We start from the raw sequence: 24,244 nt of genomic DNA, 5'->3' as shown, positions 1-24,244 counted from the left end.
GAAATCGGCGCCCTTACACCGTGTACTCGTCGGCCACGCCCAGCGCCGCGTCGAGCGCCGCGAAGCCCTCCTTCAGCTCCGCCTCGGTGACGTTGCACGGCGGCACGACATGGGTCCGGTTCATGTTCACGAACGGCCACAGACCCTGCTGCTTGGCGGCAGCCGTGAACGCGGCCATCGGCGCGTTGGCCTCCCCGGTCGCGTTGTACGGCACCAGCGGCTCCCGGGTCTCCCGGTTCTTCACCAGGTCCAGCGCCCAGAACATGCCGGTGCCGCGCACCTCGCCCACGCTCGGGTGCCGCTCGGCCAGCGCGGCCAGCGCGGGTCCGACGACGTCCGCGCCGAGCCGCTTCGCGTTCTCCACGACGCCTTCCTCTGCCATCACGCCGATGGTGGCGACGGCGGCGGCACAGGCCAGTGGATGCCCGGAGTACGTGAGCCCGCCCGGGTAGGGCCGCCTGGCGAAGGTCTCGGCGATCCGCTCGCTGATGGCGACACCGCCGAGCGGCACGTACCCGCTGTTCACGCCCTTGGCGAAGGTCATCAGGTCGGGTACGACCCCGAACAGGTCGGCGGCGAACCACTCACCCGTGCGCCCGAACCCGGCCATGACCTCGTCCAGGACGAAGACGATGCCGTACTTGTCGCAGATCTCCCGGACGCCCGCCAGATACCCGGCCGGCGGAACCATGATCCCGGCGGTCCCGGGGATGGTCTCCAGGACGATCGCCGCGACCGTGCCCGGCCCCTCGAACGCGATCGTGGTCTCCAGGTGCTCCAGCGCCCGCGCGGTCTCCTGCTCCTCCGTCTCCGCGTAGAAACGGGAGCGGTAGAGGAAGGGCGCCCAGAAGTGCACGACCCCAGCGGCGGCGCCGTCGGAGGCCCAGCGGCGCGGGTCGCCGGTGATGTTGATCGCCTGCTGGGTGCCGCCGTGGTACGAGCGGTAGGCGGACAGCACCTTCGGGCGGCCGGTGTGCAGCCGGGCCATGCGCACGGCGTGCTCGATCGCGTCCGCGCCGCCGTTGGTGAAGAAGATCTTGTCAAGGTCGCCGGGCGTCCGCTCGGCGATCAGGCGGGCCGCCTCCGAACGGGCCTCGACGGCGAAGGCGGGCGCGAAGGTGGTCATCCTCGCGGCCTGCTCCTGGATCGCGGCGACGACCTTCGGATGCTGGTAGCCGATGTTGGTGAAGACGAGCCCGCTGGTGAAATCCAGGTAACGCCTGCCGTCGTAGTCCCAGAAGTACGACCCTTCGGCACCGGCCACGGCCAGCGGGTCGATGAGGTCCTGCGCGGACCAGGAGTGGAAGACATGCGCACGGTCGGCCGCCTTGACGGCGGCTCCGGCCTCGGGACTGGGCTGAGGGGTCATGGCGCCGAGCCTAGGAGTACCCGGTGCGGACGCGATATCGGCGACATGTTCCATGGCCGGGCGGATTCCGCGACAGGTTGTCCACAGCCCGTGGACACAGCCGCGGATACGGCGGGGCGACCGGTACCTGTTACGGAACCGTAGACAAGGCGGGGCCCGGCCGCCGGAGCGGCCGGAATATTCTCGGCTCGATCACAAGTGTGGAGAAGGGGCGGATCTGCCATGGAGAAGCTGGGGCCCGGGGATCCGCAGCACATCGGGAGGTACCGGCTGCTGGCGCGGCTGGGCGCGGGCGGCATGGGGCAGGTGTATCTCGCCCGGTCGGAGCGCGGTCGTACCGTCGCCGTGAAGCTGGTACGGGCGGAACTCGCCGCGCAGGAGGACTTCCGGGCCCGCTTCCGGCAGGAGGTGCGCAACGCCCAGCGGGTCGGCGGGTTCTGGACCGCGCCCGTCCTGGACGCCGACACCGAGGCCGCCGTGCCCTGGGTGGCCACCGGCTATGTCGCCGGGCCGAGCCTCCAGCGGGTCGTCGAGCACGACCACGGGCCCCTGCCCGAGCGGTCGGTGCGCATCCTCGCCGCCGGGCTGGCGCACGCGCTCACCAACATCCACGCGGCCGGGATCGTCCATCGCGACCTCAAGCCGTCCAACGTGATGCTCACCATAGAGGGCCCCCGGGTCATCGACTTCGGCATCGCGCGAGCCCTGGAGACCCTGCCCGGCGAGGGCATCACCCGGACCGGCTCGCTCGTCGGCTCGCCGGGCTTCATGGCCCCCGAGCAGGTGCGCGGCGACCGGATCACCCCGGCCTCCGACGTCTTCAGCCTCGGCTCGGTGCTCACCTACGCGGCCACCGGCCGGCTCCCCTTCGGCTCGACCGAGGGCGGCGCCCACGCGCAGATGTTCCGCATCGCCCAGGAGGACCCCGACCTGTCCGGGCTTCCCGAGGGCATCGCCGACGTGGTCCGCGACTGCCTCCGCAAGGACCCGGCGACCCGCCCCTCCCTGGACGCGATCCTGGCGAGAACGGGAGCGGTCGACACGGTCGAGGAGGGCCGCTCCAGGGACCCCTGGCTACCCGGTTCCCTGGTGGCCCAACTGGGCCGCCATGCGGTGGAGTTGCTGGAGGTGGAGGACCCGACGGGGTACGGCGCCGTGGCGGAGGCTCCGCGAAGCGGATCAACCGACCCATGGGTGCGGGGGCCGGCCGACCCAGGGGCGCGGGGCGGTGCCGAATCCGCGGCGGCCGCGGCGGGGCCGCGACCGGCCGCGGCATACCCGCAGCCGACACTCCGCCCACCGTCCCCCGAACACGCCCCCGCCCACCCGGCCTACGGCTACCCGAACCAACCCCACCAGCACCCGCAGCCGTACAACCCCTACACCACCCCTCACACCACCGTCGCCACCCCCGAGCCCACCCAGCCGCTCTACACACCCCCGCCGCCTCCGCCGTACGACCCCACACCCGATGGCGAGTCCCGCCGTACCCCCCGCTCCACCGCGCTCCTCGTCACCGTCGCCCTGGTCGTGCTGCTGGCCGCCGGCGGCTCCGTGTACGCGCTCATGAACAACGGCGGCGACGACAAGGCGGGCGGCACCGCGGGCGGTACCGCCGACCCCACCTCCTCCGCGCCCGCCCGGACCTCCACCGGAGAACCGGCGCCCACCGGGTCGCCCTCCTCCTCGGCCCCCTCCACCGGCACCGTGCCCACCGCCTTCCTCGGCACCTGGACCACGGCGATAGACAACTCCACCGGCCACAACACCCGTGAACTCACCATCCGCCAGGGCGCGGTGGGCGACACGGTCCTCACCCTGGTCGCCGACGGCCCCGGCTACCACTGCGAGTTCGGCGCGAAGCTCGCCGAGAAGCCCGGCTCGGACGGCCCGTTGGAGATCGGTCCTTCCACGGTCACGACGGGCAAGCCCCGTTCGTCGTGCAGCGCCGGAGAGGCCACCGAGGTGACCCTGCTCTCGGACGGCAGGCTGAAGCGGGTCCGGAAGGACGGCGAGGAGAGTCTCACGTACAGCAAACGGTGATCCGCACGCACGGGCAGGTGCCCTGTCGCAGAGCCTGGTGGTTCAGCCGAGGCTCTCCCAGGTGCCCTGAGCGGCCGAGCGGCTCATCGCGTCCAGGGCGGTGGCGCTGTGCACCGCGTCCCGCAGGGTCGGGCCGTACGGGGTGTCCTCGGCTATCGAGCGCAGGAAGTTGCGGGCCTCGATGACCTTGAGGTCGTCGTAGCCCATGGCGTTGGCCGCGCCGGGCTGGAAGGCGCCGTACTCGCCGTGCCCGGGGCCGACGTAGACCGTGCTGACGGGCTGGTCCTGGTAGGAGGTGCCGCGGCTGACGCCGAGTTCGCCCATCCGCCGGTAGTCCCAGAAGACGGCGCCCTGGGTGCCGTGCACCTCGAAACCGTAGTTGTTCTGCTCGCCGACCGAGACCCGGCAGGCCTCCAGGACACCCCGGGCGCCGGAGGCGAAACGCAGCAGGCAGCTGACGTAGTCCTCGTTCTCGACCGGGCCGAGTGCGCCGCCGGTGGCCAGGGTGTGGCCGGCGGTGGCGCCGGTGGGGCGGGCGCGCTCGGGGATGAACACGGCGGTGTCGGCGGCGAGTGCGGTGATGTCACCGAGCAGGAAGCGGGCCAGGTCGACGCCGTGCGAGGCGAGGTCGCCGAGGACCCCGCCGCCGCCGCGTGCGCGCTCGTAGCGCCAGGTCAGGGCGCCGTCCGGGTGGGCCGCGTAGTCGCTGAAGAGCCGGATGCGGACGTGCGTGACGGTGCCCAGCTCGCCGGAGGCGATGAGGTCACGGGCGTACGCGACGGCGGGCGCGTTGCGGTAGTTGAAGCCGACCGTGCCCTGGACGCCCGCCTTCGCGACGGCGTCGGCGACCGCGCCCGCGTCCTCGGCGGTGAGGCCGACCGGCTTCTCGATCCAGATGTGCTTGCCGGCCTCGGCCATGGCGACGCCGATCTCCCGGTGCAGGAAGTTCGGCGCGGTGATGCTGACGGCATGGACGCGCGGATCGGCGATCACCGCACGCCAGTCCCGGGTGGTGGACGCGAACCCGAACTGTGCGGCGGCCTCCTCGGCCCGGCCCGGCACCTCCTCGGCGACGGTCACCAGCTCAGGGCGTAGGGACAGCTGCGGGAAGTGGTGCGGGACCCGCTGGTAGGCCTGGGTGTGCACCCGCCCCATCCAGCCGAACCCGACGACGGCGACGCCGAGCGTACGCACCATGTGGCTGCCCCCCTTCGGACCGTTCCGGAGACTGTCCGCTCACGATGCGGGGCCGCTTCCGCCGATGTCAAGACATTAGGCCGTCTTAACAAATCTGCTCACCGGGGCTCCGGCGGCCGCTGTCTGGGCATGTTCGGGCGGGTTCCGTTCGTGCCCGGGGGCAGCGGGAAGCGGCCGTTCAGATGTCCCGCGTCCGCGCGTGGGCCCGCCGTCACCGTCGCCTGCATGCCGAGCGGTGCCGGGCCCGTGCGGAACTCCACCATCCAGTCGGCCGTCTCCGTACGGACCAGCTCGGTCACGTCCTCCGAGAACCGCCGCAGCACCGCCAGGCACCGCTCGGCCGCCTCGCTCGCCGTGCCCTCCGCCGGTCCCAGCACCTCCCGCACGCTCTCCGCCGCCCAGTCGAACTGGAGCACCTGAAGCCGTCGCTGCACGGCCTGCGCCGTCGCCATGTCCCTTATCCAGCCGGAGGTCACCCCGAAGAACCGGTCGATGCCGACGCACGCCACCGCCATCAGCAGCGCGAGATACCCCCAGGGCGCGACCCCGCTGACCACCCCGGTGAGGTCGAGGAGCGGCAGCGCGGCGCCCAGTACCGCGCCCACGGCCGCCCCGCACCGCAGTGCCCTGGCCCCCCGCCGTTTCCACACCCGGTCCGACAGATACCACTCGGCGGTCACCAGCGCCCCGCGCTCCACCCACCGGTACAGCTCGTCGAGCCGCTCGGCCGGTTCACCCCAGTCCCCGAGCGGGAACGGCCGCCCGGTCAGGTCACCCGGCCGCAGTCCGGCCGCGCCCTCGCCCCGCCCTTCCTGAGGCGGTCCCTCGGGCTGCATCTCCGGCTGGCCCACCCGGCACTCCCTACTGATCACAACCGATCGCGTTCCGTGACATCGGACCGTCATTGCGCATGGCCTCGGCCATCGCACCGCACGTGACAATGGATGCTGACGACGGGAACCCTTCCTACCGCCCAATGGGTGGCGAAGGCCTTGCTTTCGCCTCTTTTCCGCTCGGAAGGGGGCCTTGATCAGGTATAGGGCCGCCAGGATTCTCACTCGAAAGAGTGGCGGGGCGATGGCTGCGTCAACCACGTAGGCTCATCCACAGCAGAGCAGAACGAACAAGACACGTACGCGGACCCAGGAGCTGATCGTGATCCCCGGTGGTGGCCAGCCCAATATGCAGCAGCTGCTCCAGCAGGCCCAGAAGATGCAGGAGGACCTGGCACGGGCCCAGGAGGAGCTGGCGAACACGGAGGTCGACGGGCAGGCGGGCGGTGGCCTGGTGACGGCCACCGTGACCGGCGCCGGCGAACTGCGCGCGCTGAAGATCGACCCGAAGGCGGTGGACCCGGACGACACCGAGACCCTCGCCGACCTGGTCGTCGCGGCCGTCCAGGCGGCCAACGCGAACGCCCAGGCGCTCCAGCAGCAGAAGCTCGGCCCGCTGGCGCAGGGCCTGGGCGGCGGCAGCGGCATCCCCGGTCTGCCGTTCTGATCCCCTACCGTCCCCTACCGTCCCCTACCGTTTCCTACCGCTCTGATCTCGCCGTTCTGATGTTCGTCGCCCGCGCGACACCCGCACCGCCTTCCTAGGACAGGCGGCAGCCAACTACGGTACGTACCGAAAGACTCCAGGAAGGGCAGTCCGTTGTACGAAGGCGTGGTCCAGGACCTCATCGACGAGCTGGGGCGGTTGCCCGGCGTCGGTCCGAAGAGCGCGCAGCGGATCGCCTTCCACATCCTGCAGGCGGAGCCCACGGACGTACGACGGCTCGCCCAGGCCCTCCTGGAGGTGAAGGCGAAGGTCCGCTTCTGTGCGACCTGCGGCAACGTGGCACAGGAGGAACTGTGCAACATCTGCCGTGACGCGCGCCGCGACCCGACGGTGATCTGCGTGGTCGAGGAGCCCAAGGACGTGGTCGCCATCGAGCGCACCCGCGAGTTCCGCGGCCGTTACCACGTGCTCGGCGGCGCCATCAGCCCGATCGAGGGCGTCGGCCCCGACGATCTGCGGATAAGGGAACTGCTCGCCCGTCTGGCAGACGGCGCGGTCACCGAACTCATCCTGGCCACGGACCCGAACCTGGAGGGCGAGGCGACCGCCACCTACCTCGCCCGCATGATCAAACCCATGGGCCTGAAGGTCACCCGCCTGGCCAGCGGCCTCCCGGTGGGTGGCGACCTGGAATACGCGGACGAGGTCACCCTCGGCCGCGCCTTCGAGGGGAGACGACTCCTAGATGTCTGACGCCACACTGCACGCGACCGCCCAGGACCCCGACGACTTCGCGGTCCAGATCGCCGACCAGGTCGAGAGTTTCCTGGTGGCCGTCACGGAGGTGGCCAAGGGCGACGAGCCGGACTCGGCGGTCCCCTTCCTCCTCCTGGAGGTCTCCCAGCTGCTGCTGGCCGGCGGCCGCCTCGGCGCGCACGAGGACATCGTCCCCGACGAGCGCTACGAGCCGGACCTGGGCCCCGAGCCGGACGTCGACCAGCTCCGCGAGAACTTCGCGCGCCTCCTGGAGCCCATCGACGTCTACTCCGAGGTCTTCGACCCGTACGAGCCCCGCAGGGCGCCCGTGCCGGCCCGTCTCTCGGACGACCTGGCCGACATCATCGCCGACCTCCGCCACGGCATGGCCCACTACCGGGCCGGCCGCACCACGGAGGCCCTGTGGTGGTGGCAGTTCTCCTACTTCTCCAACTGGGGCCCCACCGCCTCCGCCACCCTGCGCGCCCTCCAGTCCATCCTCATCCACGTCCGTCTCAACCAGCCCCTGGCCGAGCTGAACGGCCTGGACACGGACCAGGACACGATCGGCGACGAGACACTGGAGTTCGAGGCGGGTCAGGTCATGCAGGAGGAGATCGGCGGACAGCTGGGCCTGGGACCGGTCAAGTAGCCGTCCTCGGGAACCGGCCCACCTGTCCCAGCGGGACGAACAGCTCCGTCGGGGACTGTGTGACGCCGGTGCCCCGGCGTCGGCCACCTGGTCCCGGCAGGCCGCCGCACCGGGCGCCTCCGTAGTGGAACACGGTGTCGTGTCGGAGGAGAAGGATCGGCGCCGTCATGGTGTACCTGCCTACACCAACGGTTCGGGAGCGCGCGCCCTCGTCGCGGTCCCCGGGAGACGGAAACGTTGATCTCGTCGGATCAGCCGTTCCCGAACGAGGACATCTCCCATGAAGCCCCTGCTCTCCTCCCGCCCCGTCCTGTGGTTCCTCTTCCTCTTCAACCTCGTCGTCGCCGCCACCGTGCCCTTCGTCGTCGACGGCACACCGGGGGTGACGGCCGCCGTCGGGATGGGGGTCGTCTCGCTCGGTGCCGGAGTCGGCCTGCTCAGGGGGGCGGGCGGACGCCGGTCGTCCCTGTGAGCCACCGCACTTTCCTGCGTGGTGTGTCGCGAGTTGGGCATGTTCCGTCCCGGAAGTGAGCGGTGGACCACCCCGCCAGGACGTCTCACCATGCGGGAGCGCGCTGGTGGAATTCGGCCGCTCGTTAAACTGAGCCGACAGAGACAAACCGAGCGAGGAGCGCACGTGGGCCTTGTCGTGCAGAAGTACGGAGGCTCCTCCGTAGCCGATGCCGAGGGCATCAAGCGCGTCGCCAAGCGGATCGTGGAAGCGAAGAAGAACGGCAACCAGGTGGTTGTCGTCGTTTCCGCGATGGGCGACACGACGGACGAGCTGATCGATCTCGCCGAGCAGGTGTCCCCGATGCCTGCCGGGCGTGAGTTCGACATGCTGCTGACCGCCGGAGAGCGTATCTCCATGGCACTGCTGGCCATGGCGATCAAAAGCCTGGGCCACGAGGCCCAGTCGTTCACCGGCAGCCAGGCAGGCGTCATCACCGACTCGGTCCACAACAAAGCCCGGATCATCGACGTCACGCCGGGGCGGATCAGGACGGCACTGGACGAGGGCAACATCGCCATCGTGGCCGGGTTCCAGGGCGTCAGCGCGGACAAGAAGGACATCACCACGCTGGGGCGCGGCGGGTCCGACACCACGGCCGTGGCGCTCGCCGCAGCGCTCGACGCCGAGGTCTGCGAGATCTACACCGACGTCGACGGTGTGTTCACCGCCGACCCACGCGTGGTGAAGAAGGCGCGGAAGATCGACTGGATCTCCTTCGAGGACATGCTGGAGCTCGCCGCCTCCGGTTCCAAGGTGCTGCTCCACCGCTGTGTGGAGTACGCCCGCCGCTACAACATCCCGATCCACGTCCGGTCCAGCTTCAGCGGACTTCAGGGCACGTGGGTCAGCAGTCAGCCGATTGGGGACAAGAAGGTGGAGCAGGCCATCATCTCCGGTGTCGCGCACGACACCTCCGAGGCCAAGATCACGGTCGTCGGTGTGCCGGACAAGCCGGGTGAGGCCGCCGCGATCTTCCGGACCATCGCCGACGCCCAGGTCAACATCGACATGGTCGTGCAGAACGTGTCCGCCGCCGCGACCGGCCTGACCGACATCTCCTTCACGCTGCCGAAGACCGAGGGCCGCAAGGCCATCGACGCGCTGGAGCGCAACCGGCCGGGCATCGGCTTCGACTCGCTCAGGTACGACGACCAGATCGGCAAGATCTCGCTGGTCGGCGCGGGTATGAAGACCAACCCCGGGGTCACCGCCTCGTTCTTCGAGGCGCTGTCCGACGCGGGCGTGAACATCGAGCTGATCTCGACCTCCGAGATCCGTATCTCGGTCGTCACCCGCGCCGACGACGTGCCGGAGGCCGTGCGCGCCGTGCACACCGCCTTCGGGCTCGACTCCGACAGCGACGAGGCCGTGGTCTACGGAGGCACCGGCCGATGACTGCCAAGCCGGCGCTCGCGGTCGTGGGGGCGACCGGGGCGGTCGGCACGGTCATGCTCCAGATCCTGTCCCAGCGGGCGGACGTCTGGGGCGAGATCCGCCTGATCGCCTCCGCGCGCTCGGCCGGCCGCAAGCTGACCGTGCGCGGGGAGGAGGTCGAGGTCGTCGCCCTGTCGGAGGAGGCCTTCGACGGGATCGACGTCGCGATGTTCGACGTGCCCGACGAGATCTCCGCGCGCTGGGCGCCGGTCGCCGCGGCCCGGGGCGTGGTCGTCGTGGACAACTCCGGGGCCTTCCGGATGGACCCCGAGGTGCCCCTGGTGGTGCCCGAGGTCAACTCGCACTGCGCCCGCAGCCGGCCGCGCGGGATCATCGCCAACCCCAACTGCGCCACCCTGTCGATGATCGTCGCCCTGGGCGCGCTGCACGCCGAGTTCGGGCTGCGCGAGCTGGTGGTGTCGTCGTACCAGGCGGTGAGCGGGGCCGGGCGGGCCGGTGTGGAGACGCTGCGGGCCCAGCTGTCGATGGTCGCCGGTACGGAGCTGGGCACCAAGCCCGGTGACGTGCGGCGGGCCGTCGGGGACAGTACGGGGCCGTTCCCGGAGCCGGTCGCGCTGAACGTCGTACCGTGGGCCGGGTCGCTGCGCGAGGACGGCTGGTCGTCGGAGGAGATGAAGGTGCGGGACGAGTCCCGCAAGATCCTCGGGCTGCCGAAGCTGCCGGTCGCGGTGACCTGCGTCCGGGTCCCGGTGGTCACCACGCACTCCCTGACCGTGCACGCCCGGTTCCAGGGCGAGGTCACGGTCGACGGGGCCCGGGAGATCCTGGACACCGCCCCGGGCGTCGTCCTCTTCGACAATCCGGCCGCCGGGGAGTTCCCGACGCCCGCCGACGTGGTGGGCACCGATCCGACCTGGGTCGGGCGGGTGCGGCGGGCGCTCGACGACCCGACCGCGCTGGAACTCTTCGTCTGCGGCGACAATCTTCGCAAAGGTGCCGCTCTGAACACCGCGCAGATCGCCGAGCTGGTGGCGGCGGAACTGACCGGCCGTTCAGGTAGGGCGGAATTCGCGTGAACAGCCGGTGACCATGGGAAACGTCCTGGGTGGGAGCGGGCCCACACGTAGGGTCCGGGTAAGAAATGTGGCCATGAGCATGGTCCAAACCACTTGAACCCCAGCCCCTTGGCGTTCGAAGATTTTCCTCCCCGTCCTCCGCAACCACGCGGACGGCGGGGAGCGTCTTTGCGTTCGCCCTCTTACGGGGCGCTTACGCGGCCGGCCCTCGGGTCATTGGACGCATGATCCTGGCGTGGGGACGCCGTGATCAGGGCGTGGGGACGCCCGTTCATATGGGACACAAGGGAAGAGCGGGACGCATGACGGCATGTGAGGCACCGTCGGGTGGACTGCCGGACGCGCGGAGAACGGTCTCGACCGCGCGGGCCGGCCGATCCGGCATGCCCGGCGCGGCCCCGCCCGGCGCGCCTGACGCGAAAGTGTTGCCCGGCACGTACAACCCCGAAGGGGGCAGACGTGTCCAACAGGCGTGGCAGAGGTACTCGAACTCAGTGCGCCCCTCGGCGCGACGGCCTTGCGGCCGCCCCGCGCGGGCCTGCGCCCCCGCATGTCCGGCGCTGCCGGCGGCATGCCGGTGATCGCGCCCATGCCCGCAGCGCGGCCCACCCGCATACCCAGCCAGCGCGACGGCGCCGAGGAGACGGCGGCGGCCGGTACCACCGTCGATCACCTCACCGAGACCTACCGGGCGCACTACCGTTCGCTCCTCGGCCTCGCCGCGCTCCTCCTCGACGACACCGCCTCCTGCGAGGACGTCGTCCAGGAGGCGTTCATCCGCGTTCACTCCGCCCGTAAACGCGTCCGTGACCCGGAGAAGACCCTGGCGTATCTCCGCCAGACGGTCGTCAACCTCTCCCGCTCCGCGCTGCGCCGCCGCATCCTCGGCCTCAAGCTCCTCTCCAAGCCGATGCCCGACATGGCGAGCGCCGAGGAGGGCGCCTACGACCTGCTGGAGCGGCGCGACCTGATCAAGGCGATGAAGGGCCTGCAGCGCCGCCAGCGCGAGGTCCTCGTGCTGCGCTACTTCGCCGACATGACCGAGGCCCAGGTCGCCGAGACGCTCGGCATATCGCTGGGCTCGGTGAAGGCGTACGGCTCGCGCGGCATCGCGGCGCTGCGAGTGGCGATGGAGTCGGCGGCATGACGGACAGCCCCGAGGGAGGCGACTCACATGATCGCCACGAGCCCTACGCTTGGCACGAGCCGACCCGGGACGGTGCACGGGGGGACGGTGCGCCGCGCGGCGCCGGTCACGAGCCGCACGGTTCTCATGGTCCGGGGGAGCCACAGGGTTCCCGCGGTACGGGGGAGCCGGTGCGGGATCACGAACCTGCCGGTCGGCGAGAGCCGGCGCGGGACCACGAGCAAGAGCACACGCAATCGCACGCTGGGAACGGAACTGTGAACCACCGCCCCGACGAAGAGGGCCCCGAGGAGCTCGGACAGGGCGTCGACGGGCTCGGCCCCGGCCATGACGGGCTCGGCGGCGACGAACTGGCCCTGCGCCGGATGCTGCACTCCGCGGTCGACGATCTCGCACCACGCGACGGCGCCCTCGACCACCTGCGCCGCGCGGTGCCGGCCCGCCGGGCCCGCAAGCGCCAGGCCGCCGTCGGCATGGCGGCCGCCGCCCTGTTCATCGGGACCGCGGTCCCCGCCCTCGTGCACGTCTCCAACTCCGGCGGCACCGACCCCAACACCTCCATGGCCGGCCAGGCCTCCCAGGCCCAGGGCGGCGCCACCGGCGGCAAGAACCCGGACGGCGGCGCCAGCACCGCCGGCGGCAGCAGCGGCCGGGCCACCGACCGGCATCCGGGCGGCACCAAGGGCAGCGGCAAGGACGAGAGCACCGGCGCCGTCGGCGGCACCAAGGTCGTCCCCTCGGCCAGCGCCGACACCGCGGCCCCGGTCTGCACCTCCGACCAGCTCGGCACCCCGACCGCCACCGTCGGCGCCCCCGACTCGACGGGCGTCGTCTACGGCAGCTTCCGCGTCGTGAACGTCTCGCAGACGAGCTGTACCGTCGGCGGCCCCGGCAGCGTGGGCCTGCTCCCGCAGGGCGCGGCCGACGCCACCAAGCTCAGCCAGGTCCGGCACACCTCGGGCGACGCGGCGGCCGGGCTCCCCGACCCGTCCACCGAGCTGACCGGCCTGGTCCTGGCACCCGGCGCGGCCTACGACGAGAAGTTCGGCTTCGTCCCCCTGGAGACCTGCCCGACCAGCGGCTCCGGCACCGACGGCTCCACCGACACCGGCGGCACCGGCGGCAGCACGCCCTCCCCGAGCCCCTCCGAGGACACCGGCAGCAGCACCGGGACGACCACATCCGGGTCCGACGGCACCACCACCCAGCTGCTCCCCGAGGACGGCACGGCCGACGGCAGCGTCACGGTCTCGTACACCCCGGAGGCCGGGTCCCCGACCGGCTCCGCGACGGTGACGAACGCGTGCGCCGGGACGGTCTACTGGACCGGGGTCCTGCCGGCGGTGTGACCGGCGCCGCGGGGGCGGCGCCGTCGGCGACCGTCAGACGGCGGTCGGCTGCGCCCGGGGCTCCTCGTCCGGAACCAGGCCGAGCGCCGCGTCCCGGGCGAACTCCGCCTCGCGGCGCAGCAGCCGGAACCACATGAACACCACGAACCCCGCGAACACGAACCACTCGCCGGTGTAGCCGAGGTTCTGGAACGCCTTCAGGTCGAGCCCCGAGTTGTCCGGCGCGGTCGCCGGTACGGCCGTCATCCCCGAGTCGGCCTTCTCCAGCGTGATCCACGCGTCGTACACCCGGTACGGCACCAGGTTCACCAGCGAGGCCGCGCTGATCGCCGCCGTCTGCCCCGAAGGCAGCCCGCCCTGGGCGCTGACGCCGTTGTCCCCCGGCGTCTCCGAGGCCTGGAGGGCGCCGGTGACGGTGACCTCGCCGGCCGGCGGGGCGGGCGCCTCGGCCGCGTCGGCCCGGCCGGGCAGCCAGCCGCGGACCACGGGCAGGGCCTGGCCGGAGTCGGTGCGCAGCAGGGTCAGGACGTAGAAGCCGTTCCTGCCGTCGAGTTGCCGGTCGGGCACCAGCAGCTGCTTGGCGTACCGGCCGCTGACGGTGGCCCGCTTGCCGGAGGTCGACTGGTCGACGGGGAGCAGGTCGGCCAGGGGCCGGGCCGCTTCCGTCCGGGCGTCCTCGACCTGCCTGTCGGCGCTGCGGTGCGCCTCGACCCGCGACTCGAAGCGGCTCAGCTGCCACGACCCCATGAAGACGCAGAACGGGATGGCGAGCAGCACGAAGACGTTGATGCCCCACCAACGGGGTGTCAGCAGAAAGCGGTACACGCCTTCCACGGTACGGGGCGCTTTGCGGCGGGTTGGGAGTGGGGTCGGCCCCACGCACGCGGCCGCTCGCAAAGTTATCCACAGGCTGAGGACGCCCGCCAGCGCATTGTGGGCGGGGGCGGGCACTATGGGGGCCATGACTGCGGCCATGAGTGAGAGCGACATGCCGGACTGGGAGAAGCGCTTCCGCGCCCCTCGGGTCTCCCTTCCGGACTGGGCGGAGGACGCCCCCGACCGTTCCCTGTTCGTGTCGAACGCGACGGGGACGTATGAGCTGTACGCCTGGGACCGCGCGAGCGGGGAGCAGCGCCAGGCGACGAACCGGCCGAACGGCACGACGGACGGGCTGCTCTCCCCGGACGGCGCGTGGATCTGGTGGTTCGACGACAAGGACGGCGACGAGTTCGGGGTCTGGCGCCGCCAGCCCTTCGGCGGCGGCGCGGACGAGGAGGCGACGCCCGGCCTGGAGCCGTCGTACCCCTCGGGCCTGGCCCTGGGCCGGGACGGCCGTACGGCGGTCGTCGGCCGCTCCACGGACGACGAGGGCACGACGATCTACCTGGTCGTGGAGGGGAAGGCGCCGCTGGAGATCTACCGCCACGCCGAGTCGGCGGGCGTCGGCGACCTCTCCCACGACGGCTCGCTCATCGCGATCGAGCACACCGAGCACGGCGACGCGATGCACTCGGCGCTGCGCGTGCTGCGCCCGGACGCCACGCCGGTCGCCGAGCTGGACGACACCAGGGGCGGCACCGAGGAACTGGGCCTGGAGGTGCTGGGCTTCGCCCCGGTCGACGGCGACCCGCGGCTGCTCATCGGCCACCAGCGGCGCGGCCGTTGGGAACCGCTGGTCTGGGACGTCGTGACCGGCGAGCAGACGGACCTGACCCTCGACCTGCCGGGCGACGTGAGCGCGGAGTGGTATCCCGACGGCAGCGCGCTGCTGATCGCCCACAGCCACAAGGCCCGCAGCGAACTGTTCCGCTACGACCTGGCGACGCATGAGCTGACCTCGATCCCGACCCCGGCAGGCTCGGTCTCCGGCGCCACGGCCCGCCCCGACGGAACCGTCGAGTACCTCTGGTCCTCCGCCGCCGAGCCGCCGGTGGTCCGCTCGACGACGGGCGAGGTGGTCCTGGACCCGCCGGGCATGAAGTGCCCCCCGTCCGTCCCGGTCTCGGACGCGTGGGTGGAGGGCCCCGGTGGCCCTATCCACGCCCTGATCCAGAAACCGGCGGGAGCGGAGGGGCCGTTGCCGACCGTCTTCGACCTGCACGGCGGCCCGACCTGGCACGACAGCGACAGCTTCGCGGCGGGCCCGGCGGCCTGGGTGGACCACGGTTACGCGGTGGTCCGCATCAACTACCGGGGCTCCACGGGCTACGGCCGCGCCTGGACGGACGCGCTGAAGCACCGGGTGGGCCTGATCGAGCTGGAGGACGTGGCGGCGGTACGGGACTGGGCGATCGAGTCCGGCCTGGCCGACCCCGACCGGCTGATCCTGACCGGCGGCTCCTGGGGCGGCTACCTGACCCTGCTCGGCCTGGGCACCCAGCCCGATTCCTGGGCGGTGGGCATCGCGGTCGTCCCGGTCGCCGACTACGTCACGGCGTACCACGACGAGATGGAGTCACTGAAGGCGATGGACCGCACGCTGCTGGGCGGCACGCCGGAGGAGGTCCCGGACCGCTTCGCCGCAAGCTCGCCGTTGACCTACGTGGACGACGTCAAGGCCCCGGTCTACATCTCGGCCGGTGTCAACGACCCCCGCTGCCCCATCCGCCAGATCGACAACTACGTCACCCGCCTGGCAGCCCGCTCGGCCCCCCACGAGGTCTACCGCTACGACGCGGGCCACGGCTCCCTGGTGGTCGACGAACGGATCAAGCAACTGAGACTGGAGATGGAGTTCGCGGAAACCCATCTCACGCCTGCGGCGACAGCGCCGACGGACTGAGCGGACCAGCCCCCTGAGCGGACCAGCCCCCACCCACCCTCACCTCTCAACCGAGCGAGTCGGGTGGGTGGGTGGACGGGACCCGGCGCCCGGACAGCTCCGCCAGCCCCCTGCGCGTGACCGCGACCACCACCCGGTCCCCGGCCCGCAGCAGATAGTCCCCGGCGACCGGCCGCCCCTCCAGCGCCAGCACCCGCCACGCCCCCGCCCGGAACGCCCCGTCCACCGTCCGCCCCTCCAACTGCGGATGCCCGCTCACATCCACCGCCGCCACCAGCAGCACCTTCCGCTCCACCGGAATCGCCCCGAGAATCTGCCGCCCCAGCATCGCCCCCGCGAAGGACGGCGCCGCCAGATAGGACACACTCCGGCTCCGGGTGACCGCACGCGGATGCGCGGCCCGCAGCGTCCGGTACACGGCCGTCGCGAAGTCGTCGTCGTACAGCCGCAGCACGGCCTTCAGGTCCGGCCGTACCGCCCGTGCGTACAGCACGGCCTCCAGATTCGTCGTGTCCGCGCTGGTCACCGCGAGCAGCGCCTGCGCCCGATGGATCTTGGCGGCCTCCAGGACCCCCTCCTGGGTGACGTCCCCGAGCACCACCGGCACCCGCAGCCGCCGGGCCACCGCCAGCCCGCGCGCCTCCGGATCGGACTCGACGCACACCACGGGAACATGCAGTTCACGCAGCCGCGTCAGCACCCGCGTCCCGATCTTCCCCAGCCCGAGCAGCACCACATGCCCGCTCACCCCCCGCGGCGGCTTCCGCAGAGCAGAGGCCGTCCGGAAGGTACCGAGCGCTTCGAGCACCGCCGCCAGCAGCACCGGCAGCAACAGCAACCCCATCAACCCGGACAGCAGTTGAAGGATCTGCCGCCCGAGCGACTGCCCGATCGCGGGATCGTCGATGGCGAACAGATCGAGGAGCGTGTAGTAGAAGGCCCGTACCGGATGAATACCCGTCACCACCGACAACGCGACCGCGAGCGCGACCACACACCCCACGACCCCGGCCAGCGACCACCGCAGCCGCCGCGAGAACAGCGAGACGAGCAGCGGTCCGACCCCGACCCCGGCCCGGCGCCGGTCCTGCGCCGCCGCCGCGGACGAGGACGAGGACACCTGTTCCAGCACCATCACGCCCCGCTCACCCGCGGCCCGTACCTCCGCGTCGTCGGGCAGCAGCCGCGGCCCCTGCTCCCCGGCGCCCTCGGCCGGTTCGGGACCGTTGCTGTTCGCCGAGAACAGCGCCAGCGTGCACAGCCCCTGGCCGGCGTCCGGCCCGGCGAGGGCCCCCGGCGGCAGGTCCACCGCCCGCAGCACCAGCCCGTCCGTCTGGATGACCTTCCCGGTCCCGGCGAGCGCGGTGGCGGCGAGCGCGGGCGCGGCGGTGTCGGCGTCGGAGAGTACGGTCGTGGACGTGTCGCCCGCACCGCCGTCCGTGTCGCCGACCGCCAACACGGCGGCCTGGTCGAGGAGTTCCTCGATGTGCTGGCCCAACCGGCGGTTGTACAGCCGCAGCACGAGCCGCAGCCGGGGGTTCAGCCGGCGGGCGGTGAGGGCGGCCCGGATGTTGGTCTCGTCGTCGTCGTACACGAGCGCGAGCGCGGCGGCCCGCTCCACGCCCGCCTCGGCCAGCACGGTCTCGGTGGCCTCGACGGCCTCCAGCACCCGCTCCCCGCGCGGGCCTTCACCGGGGACCGGGCCGGTGCCACCGTTGCCGTTGCCGTTGCCGTTGCCGTTCCCGCCTGCCCGACCGACGGCGGCGCTGACCACCCGGTCGAGCAGCGCGGCCGAGGCGGCCCGGGCCCGTCCGACCACCGGCGGCCTGGCGATCCGCACGTTCGGCGGTACGACAAGGGTGACCTGCTCGCCGTACACCACGCGCAACTCGGCCGCCAGCCGGTGCGCGAGCCCGTCGTCGCCGCAGACCACCATGTGCGCCGGGGCGCCACCACCTTGATACGGAACGCTCGCCACAAGGGAAAAGACTGCCTCAACGGGACGCATGGTTCCAGCAACGAAGTGAACAGCCGCCCCCGACCGCCCGTAGGGAGGGGGAGGGAGCATAATCCCGGATCTGACCGAAGTGCCGGAGGTATCCCACCCGTGGCCATCACCGAGAAAGCCGCCCCGCCCGGCGTCGCGCCCGAGGACGGGACCCCCGGCGCCGACGCCACCCCCGCCCCGCCCGATCACGAGGGCTGGCATCTCAGCTCCCCCCTGGCCCTGACCCTGCTCCTCCTCCTGGTCGTGGTGTTCCAGGGCCCGGTGCGCGGGGCGCTGTCGAAGCCGGTGATGCAGAGCTGGATGACGGTGTTCGTGGCGGTGGTCGTCCAGGCGCTCCCGTTCCTCGTCCTCGGTGTGCTGCTCTCGGCGGCGATCGCGGTCTTCGTGCCCCCGTCCTTCTTCGCCCGCGCCCTGCCCGGCCGCCCCGCGCTGGCCGTCCCGGTCGCGGGGCTGGCCGGTGCCGTACTGCCGGGCTGCGAGTGCGCGTCCGTTCCGGTGGCCGGCGCCCTGGTCCGCCGGGGCGTCACCCCGGCCGCGGCCATCGCCTTCCTGCTCTCCGCCCCCGCGATCAACCCGATCGTGCTGACGGCGACGGCGGTGGCGTTCCCGCGCAACCCCGAGATGGTGCTGGCGCGGTTCGCCGGCAGCCTGCTGGTGGCGTGCGGGATGGGCTGGCTGTGGCAGCGCCTCGGCCGTACCGACTGGCTGCGCCTGCCGGCGCACGCGCACCACGAGGGCGAGACCAAGGCGGAGGCGTTCTGGGACTCGGTCCGCCACGACACCGTGCACGCGGGCGGCTTCCTGGTCCTCGGCGCGATGGCGGCGGCGACGCTGAAGGCGGTGGCCCCGGCGGAGTGGCTGCGTACGGCCGCCGCCAACCCGGTGATCGCGATCCTCGCCCTGTCGATCCTGGCCGTACTCCTCTCCATCTGCTCGGAGGCGGACGCCTTCGTGGCGGCGTCCCTCACCCAGTTCTCGCTCACCGCGAAGCTGGCGTTCCTGATCGTGGGCCCGATGATCGACCTCAAACTCTTCGCGATGCAGGCGGGCACCTTCGGCCGCGGCTTCGCCCTGCGTTTCGCCCCGGCCACCTTCGCCGCGGCGATCGCCGGCGCGGTCCTGACCGGGGCGGTGCTGCTGTGAACCGGCAGGCCCAGGCGGCGATGATGTTCCTGGTGGGGGCGGCCCTGCTGCACGCGGGCGCCACCGACCTCTATCTGCGCTATGTGAAGGCGGGCCTGCGCCCGCTGCTGCTGGCGGCGGGCGCGGTCCTGATCGTCTCGGCCCTGGCGACGGCGTGGTACGAATGGCGCCGCAGCCGCCGCCGTACCGCATCCACCGCTACCTCCACTGCTACCTCCACCGCTTCGGACCACGGCCACCCCGAACCCCGGATCTCCTGGCTCCTGGTCCTCCCCCTGCTGGCCCTGATCCTCATCGCGCCGCCCGCGCTCGGCTCCTACAGCGCCCTGCGCGCGGGCACGGCCCTGCAACAGCCGTACGGCTACACGAAGCTGCCGGCCGGGGACCCGATCCCACTCGCTCTGGTCGACTACGCGGGCCGGGCGGTGTACGGCCACGGCCGCTCGCTCGACGGCCACAGCGTCCGCGTCTCCGGCTTCGTGGCCGTGGACACCGCGGGCACCCCCTACCTGGTCCGCATGGCCCTCAACTGCTGCGCGGCGGACGCCCAGCCGGTGAAGGTGGCCCTGACCGGCAAGATCCCCCCGGTCCTCCAGCCGGACGCCTGGCTCCAGGTGACGGGGACCTACACCGCCCGGCAGACCCGCGACCCGGTGAACGGCGGCCCGATCCCGTTCCTCCAGGTCACCGAGGCCAAGCCGATCCCGACGCCGGCCGACCCGTACGACGAGACCTGGAACAACTGAGGGATCACCGGAAGAAGCCGGCCGGCTTCCCGCCCCCCGGGGTGACGTACGCGTCCCGGTCGTAGAGGTCGAGGTGGGTCGCGCCGTCGATCCAGACCGGCTCCTTGGGACCGGAGACCCGCTGGAAGGCCTCCACGCTCATCCAGGGGGTCGTGCATCCAGGGGGTCGTGCATCCAGGAGGTCGTGCATCCAGGAGGTCGTGCCGGTCCCGTTCAGGCCCGGCCGGCCGTGTCCTGCTGTTCCGCGCCGGCCGGGACGGGGACCGCGTCCTCGCCCGGGAGGGGCAGCTGGGGTTCGCCGTTGGGCAGGGCCTTGTCGAAGACCTTCTACCCGGCCGGGGTGAGTCCGTGGCCGTGGTGGTTGCTCTTGCCGACGTCCAGGCCGAGGAAGACGCCCGTCCCGTCGATGTCGATCACCGTGCCCCCACATGCGTCGATGCTGTGCCGGCCTCGGTGGTGGGGCCGTTCGCGCGCATCCACGTTGTGCAGACCTGCTGCCCACGAGCTGCCCGGCATTGCGCCGGGCCGGGCAGTGGCCGGACCTCTGATCAGCGTCTCCGACGGCACCCCTTGGACCCGGTGACACCACCCCCCAGGTCATCCGATCGACAGGGGGCAACAGTCATGCCCGGCCCGGAGGCCAGCGGCCCTCTTGCAGGACCGCGAAGAGGATAACGGAGGGCTGGAGTGTGCCTCGGTTCCGGCCGCCGGGGCCGGGCGGCCGGGGTCGGCGGCCGGGGCCGGGCGGCCGGGGTCGGCGGCCCTCAGGTTGGATACGGTGCGTAACAGTCCAGGGCCGGGTGGTACAGGGCCTGCCAGGTGCGGCCCTCGATCACGCCGCTCTCCGGCAGGCCGTGGCAGACCTGGATCCACTCGATCTTCTTCAGCATGAGGGTGCCGTAGAGCCCGTTGGGGGCGAGTCGGGGCGGTTCGCCGCCCCAGGCGTTGCTGAGGCACTGGGCCTGCTGTACCGCCGCGCCGGTGTCGCCGTACGTGAGGGTGGGCCGGACGCCCGACGGCACGTAGGAACAGTGGTGGTCGGGGGCGGCCGCGGCGGTGTGGGGCGCGGCCAGGCCCAGTGCGGCGGCCGCGCTCAGGGCCGCGGCCGAGGTGAGCAGTCGGTTCCGTCGCATGCGCGCTCCTTCAGGGCCGGCTCATGCCATGGTCGCGCGGGGGCGGGGAACTCCGCGACTCGGACTCGCGGGCGAAGGAGGGAAACGCGCCCACCGACTCGGCTGCCGGTTCGTCTGCCGTCCCGGCCGCCGCCCGGGAGCGTTCGGTACGGCGGTCGCGCACGCTGACGATCCCGCCGAGCAGTGCCATCCCCAGGCAGCCGAGCACGATGACGGTGGACGATGCCTTCAGCATCGACAGCCCCGACCCGGTCAGCAGGATGACCAGCGCCCAGCGCACCGCGCCTCCGGCGACCCGGCTGGAGATGACGGAGCCGAGCAGGACACCGGGGACGGCGCCGATCAGAAGGGTGGCCGCGAGTCCCAGGTCGGCGTCGCCGACGAGCAGGTGGCCCAGGGCCGCGGCGGCCACCATGGGGATGGCCTGTACCAGGTCCGTACCGACGAGATGGTTCGCCTTGAGACGTGGGTGGGCCAGCATCAGCATCACGATGATCAGGGAGCCCGAGCCGACCGAGGTCATCCCGACGATCACCCCGCCCACCAGCCCGATGAGCAGCGTCGCCACCGGCCGTACCGGAACGTGGGCGTCCTCGGCGTCGGACTCGGTGGCGGCGCGACGGCGGTCGAGCCACAGTCGGGTGAGCATGCCGACGACGGCGAGCATCAGCGCCGTACCGACGACGTACTTGACGCGTTGTTGCAGGTCGTCGCCGTCGCCGAGGGCGCGGAGCAGGAAGACGCCGCCGAAGGCGGCCGGGGCCGCGGTGGGCAGCAGCCAGCGCACGATGTCCCAGCGCACGGTGCCGGCGCGCTGGTGCACCAGCGCGCCGAACGGCTTCATGAACACGGACGCGGCCAGGTCGCTGCCGATGGCCGCCGTCGGGTTCACCCCGAACACCATGACCATGATCGGGGTCATGAGGGCTCCGCCGCCCATGCCGGTGAGACCCACGGCGAAGCCGACCAGGGCTCCCGCGATGATGATCGGGCCGGTGGAATCCATGGGGCGGACCGTAACCACCATTCCTATGGGAAAGGTATGGAACGCTCTGCTCCGGTTCCCCGAGGCTGTCCGCCGAGACCGTCCGCTGAAACCGACTGTCCCGCGCCGAGACCGTCCGCTGGAACCGCCAGCCCCGCGTCGAGACCGCCCGCTGAAACCGCCCGCCCGGCGCTGAAACCCGGCTGAAGCCGTGCTGAACCGCCGTGGCCGCAAGCTCTGCGGCATGACGACGACAGACAGCGAACTGGCCATCGAGGCCACCGGGTTGCGCAAGGCCTACGGGGACAAGACCGTCCTCGACGGCATCGACATCCGGGTACCGGCCGGCACGATCTTCTCCCTCCTCGGACCGAACGGCGCCGGCAAGACCACGGCGGTCAACATCCTCTCCACCCTGCTCTCCGCCGACGCCGGCCAGGCCCGCATCGCCGGCCACGACGTCACCGCCGAGGCCCAGTCGGTACGGGCCGCCATCGGGGTCACCGGACAGTTCTCCGCCGTGGACGGCCTGATCACCGGCGAGGAGAACATGCTCCTCATGGCCGACCTGCACCACCTCTCCAAGAGCGAGGGACGGCGGGTCACCGCCGAACTGCTGGAGCGCTTCGACCTCACCGAGGCCGCGAAGAAGCCCGCGTCCACCTACTCCGGCGGCATGAAGCGCCGCCTCGACATCGCCATGACCCTGGTCGGCAGCCCGCGGATCATCTTCCTCGACGAGCCGACCACCGGCCTCGACCCGCGCTCCCGTCACACCATGTGGCAGATCATCCGCGAGCTGGTCTCCGGCGGGACCACCGTCTTCCTCACCACCCAGTACCTGGACGAGGCCGACCAGCTCGCCGACCGCATCGCGGTGCTCAACGGCGGCAAGCTCGTCGCCGAGGGCACCGCCGAGGAACTCAAGCGGCTCGTCCCGGGCGGCCACGTACGCCTGCGGTTCTCCGACCCGGTGGCTTACGAGCAGGCGGCCACCGCGCTGCGCGAGACCACCCTCCCCCACGCTCGGCTTCGCTCGCGCGGGGGGACCCCCATCGACGAGGCGCTCGCCCTGCAGATCCCCAGCGGCGGCAGCCAGCGCGAACTGCGCGCCATCCTCGACTGGCTCGACGCGGCCGGTATCGAGGCCGACGAACTCTCCGTGCACACCCCCGACCTGGACGACGTGTTCTTCGCCCTGACGGGCAGCCCCGTGGCCGTCACCGCCAACGCCGCCAACGCCGCCAGCGCCGCCAACACCGCCAAGGAGACCGCCCGATGAGTACCGGGACCTACGCCTTCCGCGACAACCTCACCATGCTGCGGCGCAACCTCCTGCACGCCCGCCGCTACCCCTCCCTCACCCTGAACCTCCTGCTCACCCCGGTCATCCTGCTGCTCCTGTTCGTCTACGTCTTCGGCAACGTGATGAGCGCCGGCATCACCGGCGGCCACGCCGACCGGTCCGAGTACGTCGCCTACCTCGTCCCCGGCATCCTCTTCCTGACCGTGGCGATGACCTCCCTCGGCACCGCGGTGTCCGTGTGCACCGACATGACCGAGGGCATCATGGCCCGGTTCCGCACCATGGCGATCTCCCGGGCCTCCGTACTGGTCGGCCACGTGATCGGCAGCGTGATCCAGACGATGATGGCCCTGGTGCTGGTTCTCGGCATCGGACTGGCCATCGGCTTCCGGCCCGACGCGTCGCCGGTGGAGTGGCTCGCGGCGGCCGGCCTGATGGCCCTGGTCAGCCTCGCGCTGACCTGGCTCGCGGTCGGCATCGGTCTGATCAGCCCCAACCCCGAGGGGGCCAGCAACATCGGGACGCCGCTGGTCATGCTGCCGTTCCTGTCCAGCGCGTTCGTGCCGGTGGACGCCATGCCGGGGTGGTTCCGCTGGTTCGCCGAGTACCAGCCCTTCTCACCCTTCATCGAGACCCTGCGCGGCCTGCTGCTGGGCAGCGAGATCGGTACGAAGAACGCCGTGCTGGCCCTCGGCTGGGGCCTGGGGCTGACCGTGCTGGGCTACCTGTGGTCCAGGGCGAAGTTCAACCGCGAGCCGCGACAGTGAGTTCGCGCAGGGCCGCGGCCCGCAGCTCCTCCGGCCCCAGGGCGGCGTACGTCGACCTCGCGTCGTCGTACGCCGCCCTGTTGGCGTTCTCGGCGGCCTGCCGGGACCGCGCCCAGGACAGGGTCGGGAAGTCCTGCACCGTCGGCATCCGCTCCGCCAGAGCCACCAGCCGGACAGCCGCCGGGTCGCCACCGACCAGCCCGGCGAAGCCGAGTGCCAGCAACGCGGTGCCGCACGTCGGCAGCTCGACCGGAGACCGGTCCGCCGGAGACCGGTCCGTGGGAGACCGGTCCGTGGGAGACCGGTCCGTGGGAGACCGGTCCGTGGGAGACCGGTCCGTGGGAGACCGGTCCGTGGGAGACCGGTCCGTGGGAGA

General features: G+C 71.9%; 23 protein-coding genes. 14 read left to right on the top strand and 9 right to left on the bottom strand.

The genetic code is table 11. The features are described from left to right. Positions 1–13: 13 nt before the first annotated feature. Positions 14–1,369 (bottom strand): aspartate aminotransferase family protein, encoded by a 1,356-nt coding sequence (locus tag AB0N16_RS25470; protein ID WP_365800381.1) that lies wholly within the window; start codon positions 1,367–1,369, stop codon positions 14–16. A 222-nt stretch (positions 1,370–1,591) separates the two neighbouring features. Between AB0N16_RS25470 and AB0N16_RS25465 the strand changes: the two genes are divergently transcribed. Beyond that, positions 1,592–3,412, top strand: coding sequence for a serine/threonine-protein kinase (locus AB0N16_RS25465; protein WP_365800379.1), 1,821 nt, complete (start codon positions 1,592–1,594; stop codon positions 3,410–3,412). Between the two features lie 42 nt (positions 3,413–3,454). Here AB0N16_RS25465 and AB0N16_RS25460 read toward each other — a convergent pair whose 3' ends face one another. Beyond that, complete coding sequence (locus AB0N16_RS25460; RefSeq protein WP_365800377.1) at positions 3,455–4,609, bottom strand: Gfo/Idh/MocA family oxidoreductase; 1,155 nt, start codon at positions 4,607–4,609, stop codon at positions 3,455–3,457. Positions 4,610–4,707: 98 nt separating this feature from the next. Further along, positions 4,708–5,460 carry an SLATT domain-containing protein gene (locus tag AB0N16_RS25455; RefSeq protein WP_365800375.1) on the bottom strand — a complete coding sequence of 251 codons (753 nt, stop codon included), beginning with the start codon at positions 5,458–5,460 and terminating at the stop codon, positions 4,708–4,710. Between the two features lie 304 nt (positions 5,461–5,764). Here AB0N16_RS25455 and AB0N16_RS25450 point away from each other — a divergent pair, with 304 nt between their 5' ends. From AB0N16_RS25450 to AB0N16_RS25415, 8 genes are all read left to right on the top strand, one after another. Next, positions 5,765–6,109 (top strand): YbaB/EbfC family nucleoid-associated protein, encoded by a 345-nt coding sequence (locus AB0N16_RS25450; protein WP_351708258.1) that lies wholly within the window; start codon positions 5,765–5,767, stop codon positions 6,107–6,109. Between the two features lie 153 nt (positions 6,110–6,262). Beyond that, entirely contained in the window at positions 6,263–6,862 is a 600-nt protein-coding gene (gene recR / locus AB0N16_RS25445; RefSeq protein WP_123975374.1) for a recombination mediator RecR, read from the top strand. Further along, positions 6,855–7,517, top strand: coding sequence for a DUF5063 domain-containing protein (locus AB0N16_RS25440; protein ID WP_365800372.1), 663 nt, complete (start codon positions 6,855–6,857; stop codon positions 7,515–7,517). Before recR ends, AB0N16_RS25440 begins: the two co-directional genes overlap by 8 nt. Before the next feature lie 280 nt (positions 7,518–7,797). Continuing rightward, entirely contained in the window at positions 7,798–7,989 is a 192-nt protein-coding gene (locus tag AB0N16_RS25435; RefSeq protein ID WP_365800370.1) for a hypothetical protein, read from the top strand. 165 nt (positions 7,990–8,154) lie between these two features. Then, on the top strand, positions 8,155–9,426 hold the full coding sequence (locus tag AB0N16_RS25430; protein ID WP_365800368.1) for an aspartate kinase: 1,272 nt from the start codon (positions 8,155–8,157) through the stop codon (positions 9,424–9,426). Next, positions 9,423–10,502, top strand: a complete 1,080-nt coding sequence (locus tag AB0N16_RS25425) for an aspartate-semialdehyde dehydrogenase (RefSeq protein WP_365800366.1) — start codon at positions 9,423–9,425, stop codon at positions 10,500–10,502. The genes AB0N16_RS25430 and AB0N16_RS25425 overlap by 4 nt, the downstream gene beginning before the upstream one ends. Before the next feature lie 550 nt (positions 10,503–11,052). Beyond that, positions 11,053–11,649: a SigE family RNA polymerase sigma factor gene (locus AB0N16_RS25420; RefSeq protein WP_365800634.1), complete on the top strand. Its 597-nt coding sequence runs from the start codon at positions 11,053–11,055 to the stop codon at positions 11,647–11,649. A 257-nt stretch (positions 11,650–11,906) separates the two neighbouring features. Further along, on the top strand, positions 11,907–12,998 hold the full coding sequence (locus AB0N16_RS25415; RefSeq protein WP_365800364.1) for a hypothetical protein: 1,092 nt from the start codon (positions 11,907–11,909) through the stop codon (positions 12,996–12,998). A 33-nt stretch (positions 12,999–13,031) separates the two neighbouring features. On the opposite strand, the gene AB0N16_RS25410 is transcribed toward AB0N16_RS25415, so the two are convergent. Next, positions 13,032–13,823, bottom strand: coding sequence for an SURF1 family protein (locus AB0N16_RS25410; RefSeq protein WP_365800362.1), 792 nt, complete (start codon positions 13,821–13,823; stop codon positions 13,032–13,034). Positions 13,824–13,971: 148 nt separating this feature from the next. On the opposite strand from AB0N16_RS25410, the gene AB0N16_RS25405 reads away from it, so the two are divergent. After that, the gene (locus AB0N16_RS25405) at positions 13,972–15,780 is read left to right on the top strand and encodes a prolyl oligopeptidase family serine peptidase (protein ID WP_365800360.1); all 1,809 of its coding nucleotides are present in this window, start codon (positions 13,972–13,974) and stop codon (positions 15,778–15,780) included. 46 nt (positions 15,781–15,826) lie between these two features. Here the strand turns inward: AB0N16_RS25405 and AB0N16_RS25400 are convergent, their stop codons facing one another. Beyond that, the gene (locus AB0N16_RS25400) at positions 15,827–17,716 is read right to left on the bottom strand and encodes an NAD-binding protein (RefSeq protein ID WP_365800632.1); all 1,890 of its coding nucleotides are present in this window, start codon (positions 17,714–17,716) and stop codon (positions 15,827–15,829) included. A 285-nt stretch (positions 17,717–18,001) separates the two neighbouring features. Between AB0N16_RS25400 and AB0N16_RS25395 the strand changes: the two genes are divergently transcribed. Together AB0N16_RS25395 and AB0N16_RS25390 are read left to right on the top strand one after the other, a co-directional pair. Further along, positions 18,002–18,931, top strand: a complete 930-nt coding sequence (locus AB0N16_RS25395; RefSeq protein ID WP_365800630.1) for a permease — start codon at positions 18,002–18,004, stop codon at positions 18,929–18,931. Next, entirely contained in the window at positions 18,928–19,677 is a 750-nt protein-coding gene (locus AB0N16_RS25390; RefSeq protein WP_365800359.1) for a TIGR03943 family protein, read from the top strand. The genes AB0N16_RS25395 and AB0N16_RS25390 overlap by 4 nt, the downstream gene beginning before the upstream one ends. A 4-nt stretch (positions 19,678–19,681) precedes the next feature. On the opposite strand, the gene AB0N16_RS25385 is transcribed toward AB0N16_RS25390, so the two are convergent. The 3 genes from AB0N16_RS25385 to AB0N16_RS25375 all read right to left on the bottom strand — a co-directional run bounded on the left by AB0N16_RS25385 (position 19,682) and on the right by AB0N16_RS25375 (position 21,816). After that, complete coding sequence (locus tag AB0N16_RS25385; RefSeq protein ID WP_365800357.1) at positions 19,682–19,819, bottom strand: hypothetical protein; 138 nt, start codon at positions 19,817–19,819, stop codon at positions 19,682–19,684. Between the two features lie 622 nt (positions 19,820–20,441). Further along, positions 20,442–20,810 (bottom strand): peptidoglycan-binding domain-containing protein, encoded by a 369-nt coding sequence (locus AB0N16_RS25380; protein ID WP_365800355.1) that lies wholly within the window; start codon positions 20,808–20,810, stop codon positions 20,442–20,444. Positions 20,811–20,820: 10 nt separating this feature from the next. Continuing rightward, the gene (locus tag AB0N16_RS25375) at positions 20,821–21,816 is read right to left on the bottom strand and encodes a sulfite exporter TauE/SafE family protein (protein ID WP_365800353.1); all 996 of its coding nucleotides are present in this window, start codon (positions 21,814–21,816) and stop codon (positions 20,821–20,823) included. 223 nt (positions 21,817–22,039) lie between these two features. Here AB0N16_RS25375 and AB0N16_RS25370 point away from each other — a divergent pair, with 223 nt between their 5' ends. Both AB0N16_RS25370 and AB0N16_RS25365 read left to right on the top strand, forming a co-directional pair. After that, a complete protein-coding gene (locus AB0N16_RS25370) occupies positions 22,040–23,077 on the top strand; it encodes an ATP-binding cassette domain-containing protein (RefSeq protein ID WP_365800351.1) in 1,038 nt (345 codons plus the stop codon). Then, complete coding sequence (locus AB0N16_RS25365) at positions 23,074–23,868, top strand: ABC transporter permease (protein WP_365800349.1); 795 nt, start codon at positions 23,074–23,076, stop codon at positions 23,866–23,868. The genes AB0N16_RS25370 and AB0N16_RS25365 overlap by 4 nt, the downstream gene beginning before the upstream one ends. Here the strand turns inward: AB0N16_RS25365 and AB0N16_RS25360 are convergent. Continuing rightward, positions 23,846–24,091: a hypothetical protein gene (locus tag AB0N16_RS25360; RefSeq protein ID WP_365800347.1), complete on the bottom strand. Its 246-nt coding sequence runs from the start codon at positions 24,089–24,091 to the stop codon at positions 23,846–23,848. The two genes, AB0N16_RS25365 and AB0N16_RS25360, sit on opposite strands and share 23 nt — an antisense overlap. Positions 24,092–24,244 lie beyond the last annotated feature (153 nt).

The sequence above is a fragment of the Streptomyces sp. NPDC051105 genome (assembly GCF_040682795.1).
Lineage (GTDB): Bacteria > Actinomycetota > Actinomycetes > Streptomycetales > Streptomycetaceae > Streptomyces.
Note: the sequence above shows the minus strand (reverse complement) of the source record. Positions and strands in the feature narration are given on the sequence as shown.

Excerpts from the sequence above, each read along its gene's own strand:
- AB0N16_RS25470 (WP_365800381.1), bottom strand. The coding sequence starts at position 1,369 with ATGACCCCTCAGCCCAGTCCCGAGGCCGGAGCCGCCGTCAAGGCGGCC.
- AB0N16_RS25465 (WP_365800379.1), top strand. The coding sequence starts at position 1,592 with ATGGAGAAGCTGGGGCCCGGGGATCCGCAGCACATCGGGAGGTACCGG.
- AB0N16_RS25460 (WP_365800377.1), bottom strand. The coding sequence starts at position 4,609 with ATGGTGCGTACGCTCGGCGTCGCCGTCGTCGGGTTCGGCTGGATGGGG.
- AB0N16_RS25440 (WP_365800372.1), top strand. The coding sequence starts at position 6,855 with ATGTCTGACGCCACACTGCACGCGACCGCCCAGGACCCCGACGACTTC.
- AB0N16_RS25435 (WP_365800370.1), top strand. The coding sequence starts at position 7,798 with ATGAAGCCCCTGCTCTCCTCCCGCCCCGTCCTGTGGTTCCTCTTCCTC.
- AB0N16_RS25425 (WP_365800366.1), top strand. The coding sequence starts at position 9,423 with ATGACTGCCAAGCCGGCGCTCGCGGTCGTGGGGGCGACCGGGGCGGTC.
- AB0N16_RS25420 (WP_365800634.1), top strand. The coding sequence starts at position 11,053 with ATGTCCGGCGCTGCCGGCGGCATGCCGGTGATCGCGCCCATGCCCGCA.
- AB0N16_RS25405 (WP_365800360.1), top strand. The coding sequence starts at position 13,972 with ATGAGTGAGAGCGACATGCCGGACTGGGAGAAGCGCTTCCGCGCCCCT.
- AB0N16_RS25400 (WP_365800632.1), bottom strand. The coding sequence starts at position 17,716 with ATGGTGGTCTGCGGCGACGACGGGCTCGCGCACCGGCTGGCGGCCGAG.
- AB0N16_RS25385 (WP_365800357.1), bottom strand. The coding sequence starts at position 19,819 with ATGAGCGTGGAGGCCTTCCAGCGGGTCTCCGGTCCCAAGGAGCCGGTC.
- AB0N16_RS25380 (WP_365800355.1), bottom strand. The coding sequence starts at position 20,810 with ATGCGACGGAACCGACTGCTCACCTCGGCCGCGGCCCTGAGCGCGGCC.
- AB0N16_RS25375 (WP_365800353.1), bottom strand. The coding sequence starts at position 21,816 with ATGGATTCCACCGGCCCGATCATCATCGCGGGAGCCCTGGTCGGCTTC.
- AB0N16_RS25370 (WP_365800351.1), top strand. The coding sequence starts at position 22,040 with ATGACGACGACAGACAGCGAACTGGCCATCGAGGCCACCGGGTTGCGC.
- AB0N16_RS25365 (WP_365800349.1), top strand. The coding sequence starts at position 23,074 with ATGAGTACCGGGACCTACGCCTTCCGCGACAACCTCACCATGCTGCGG.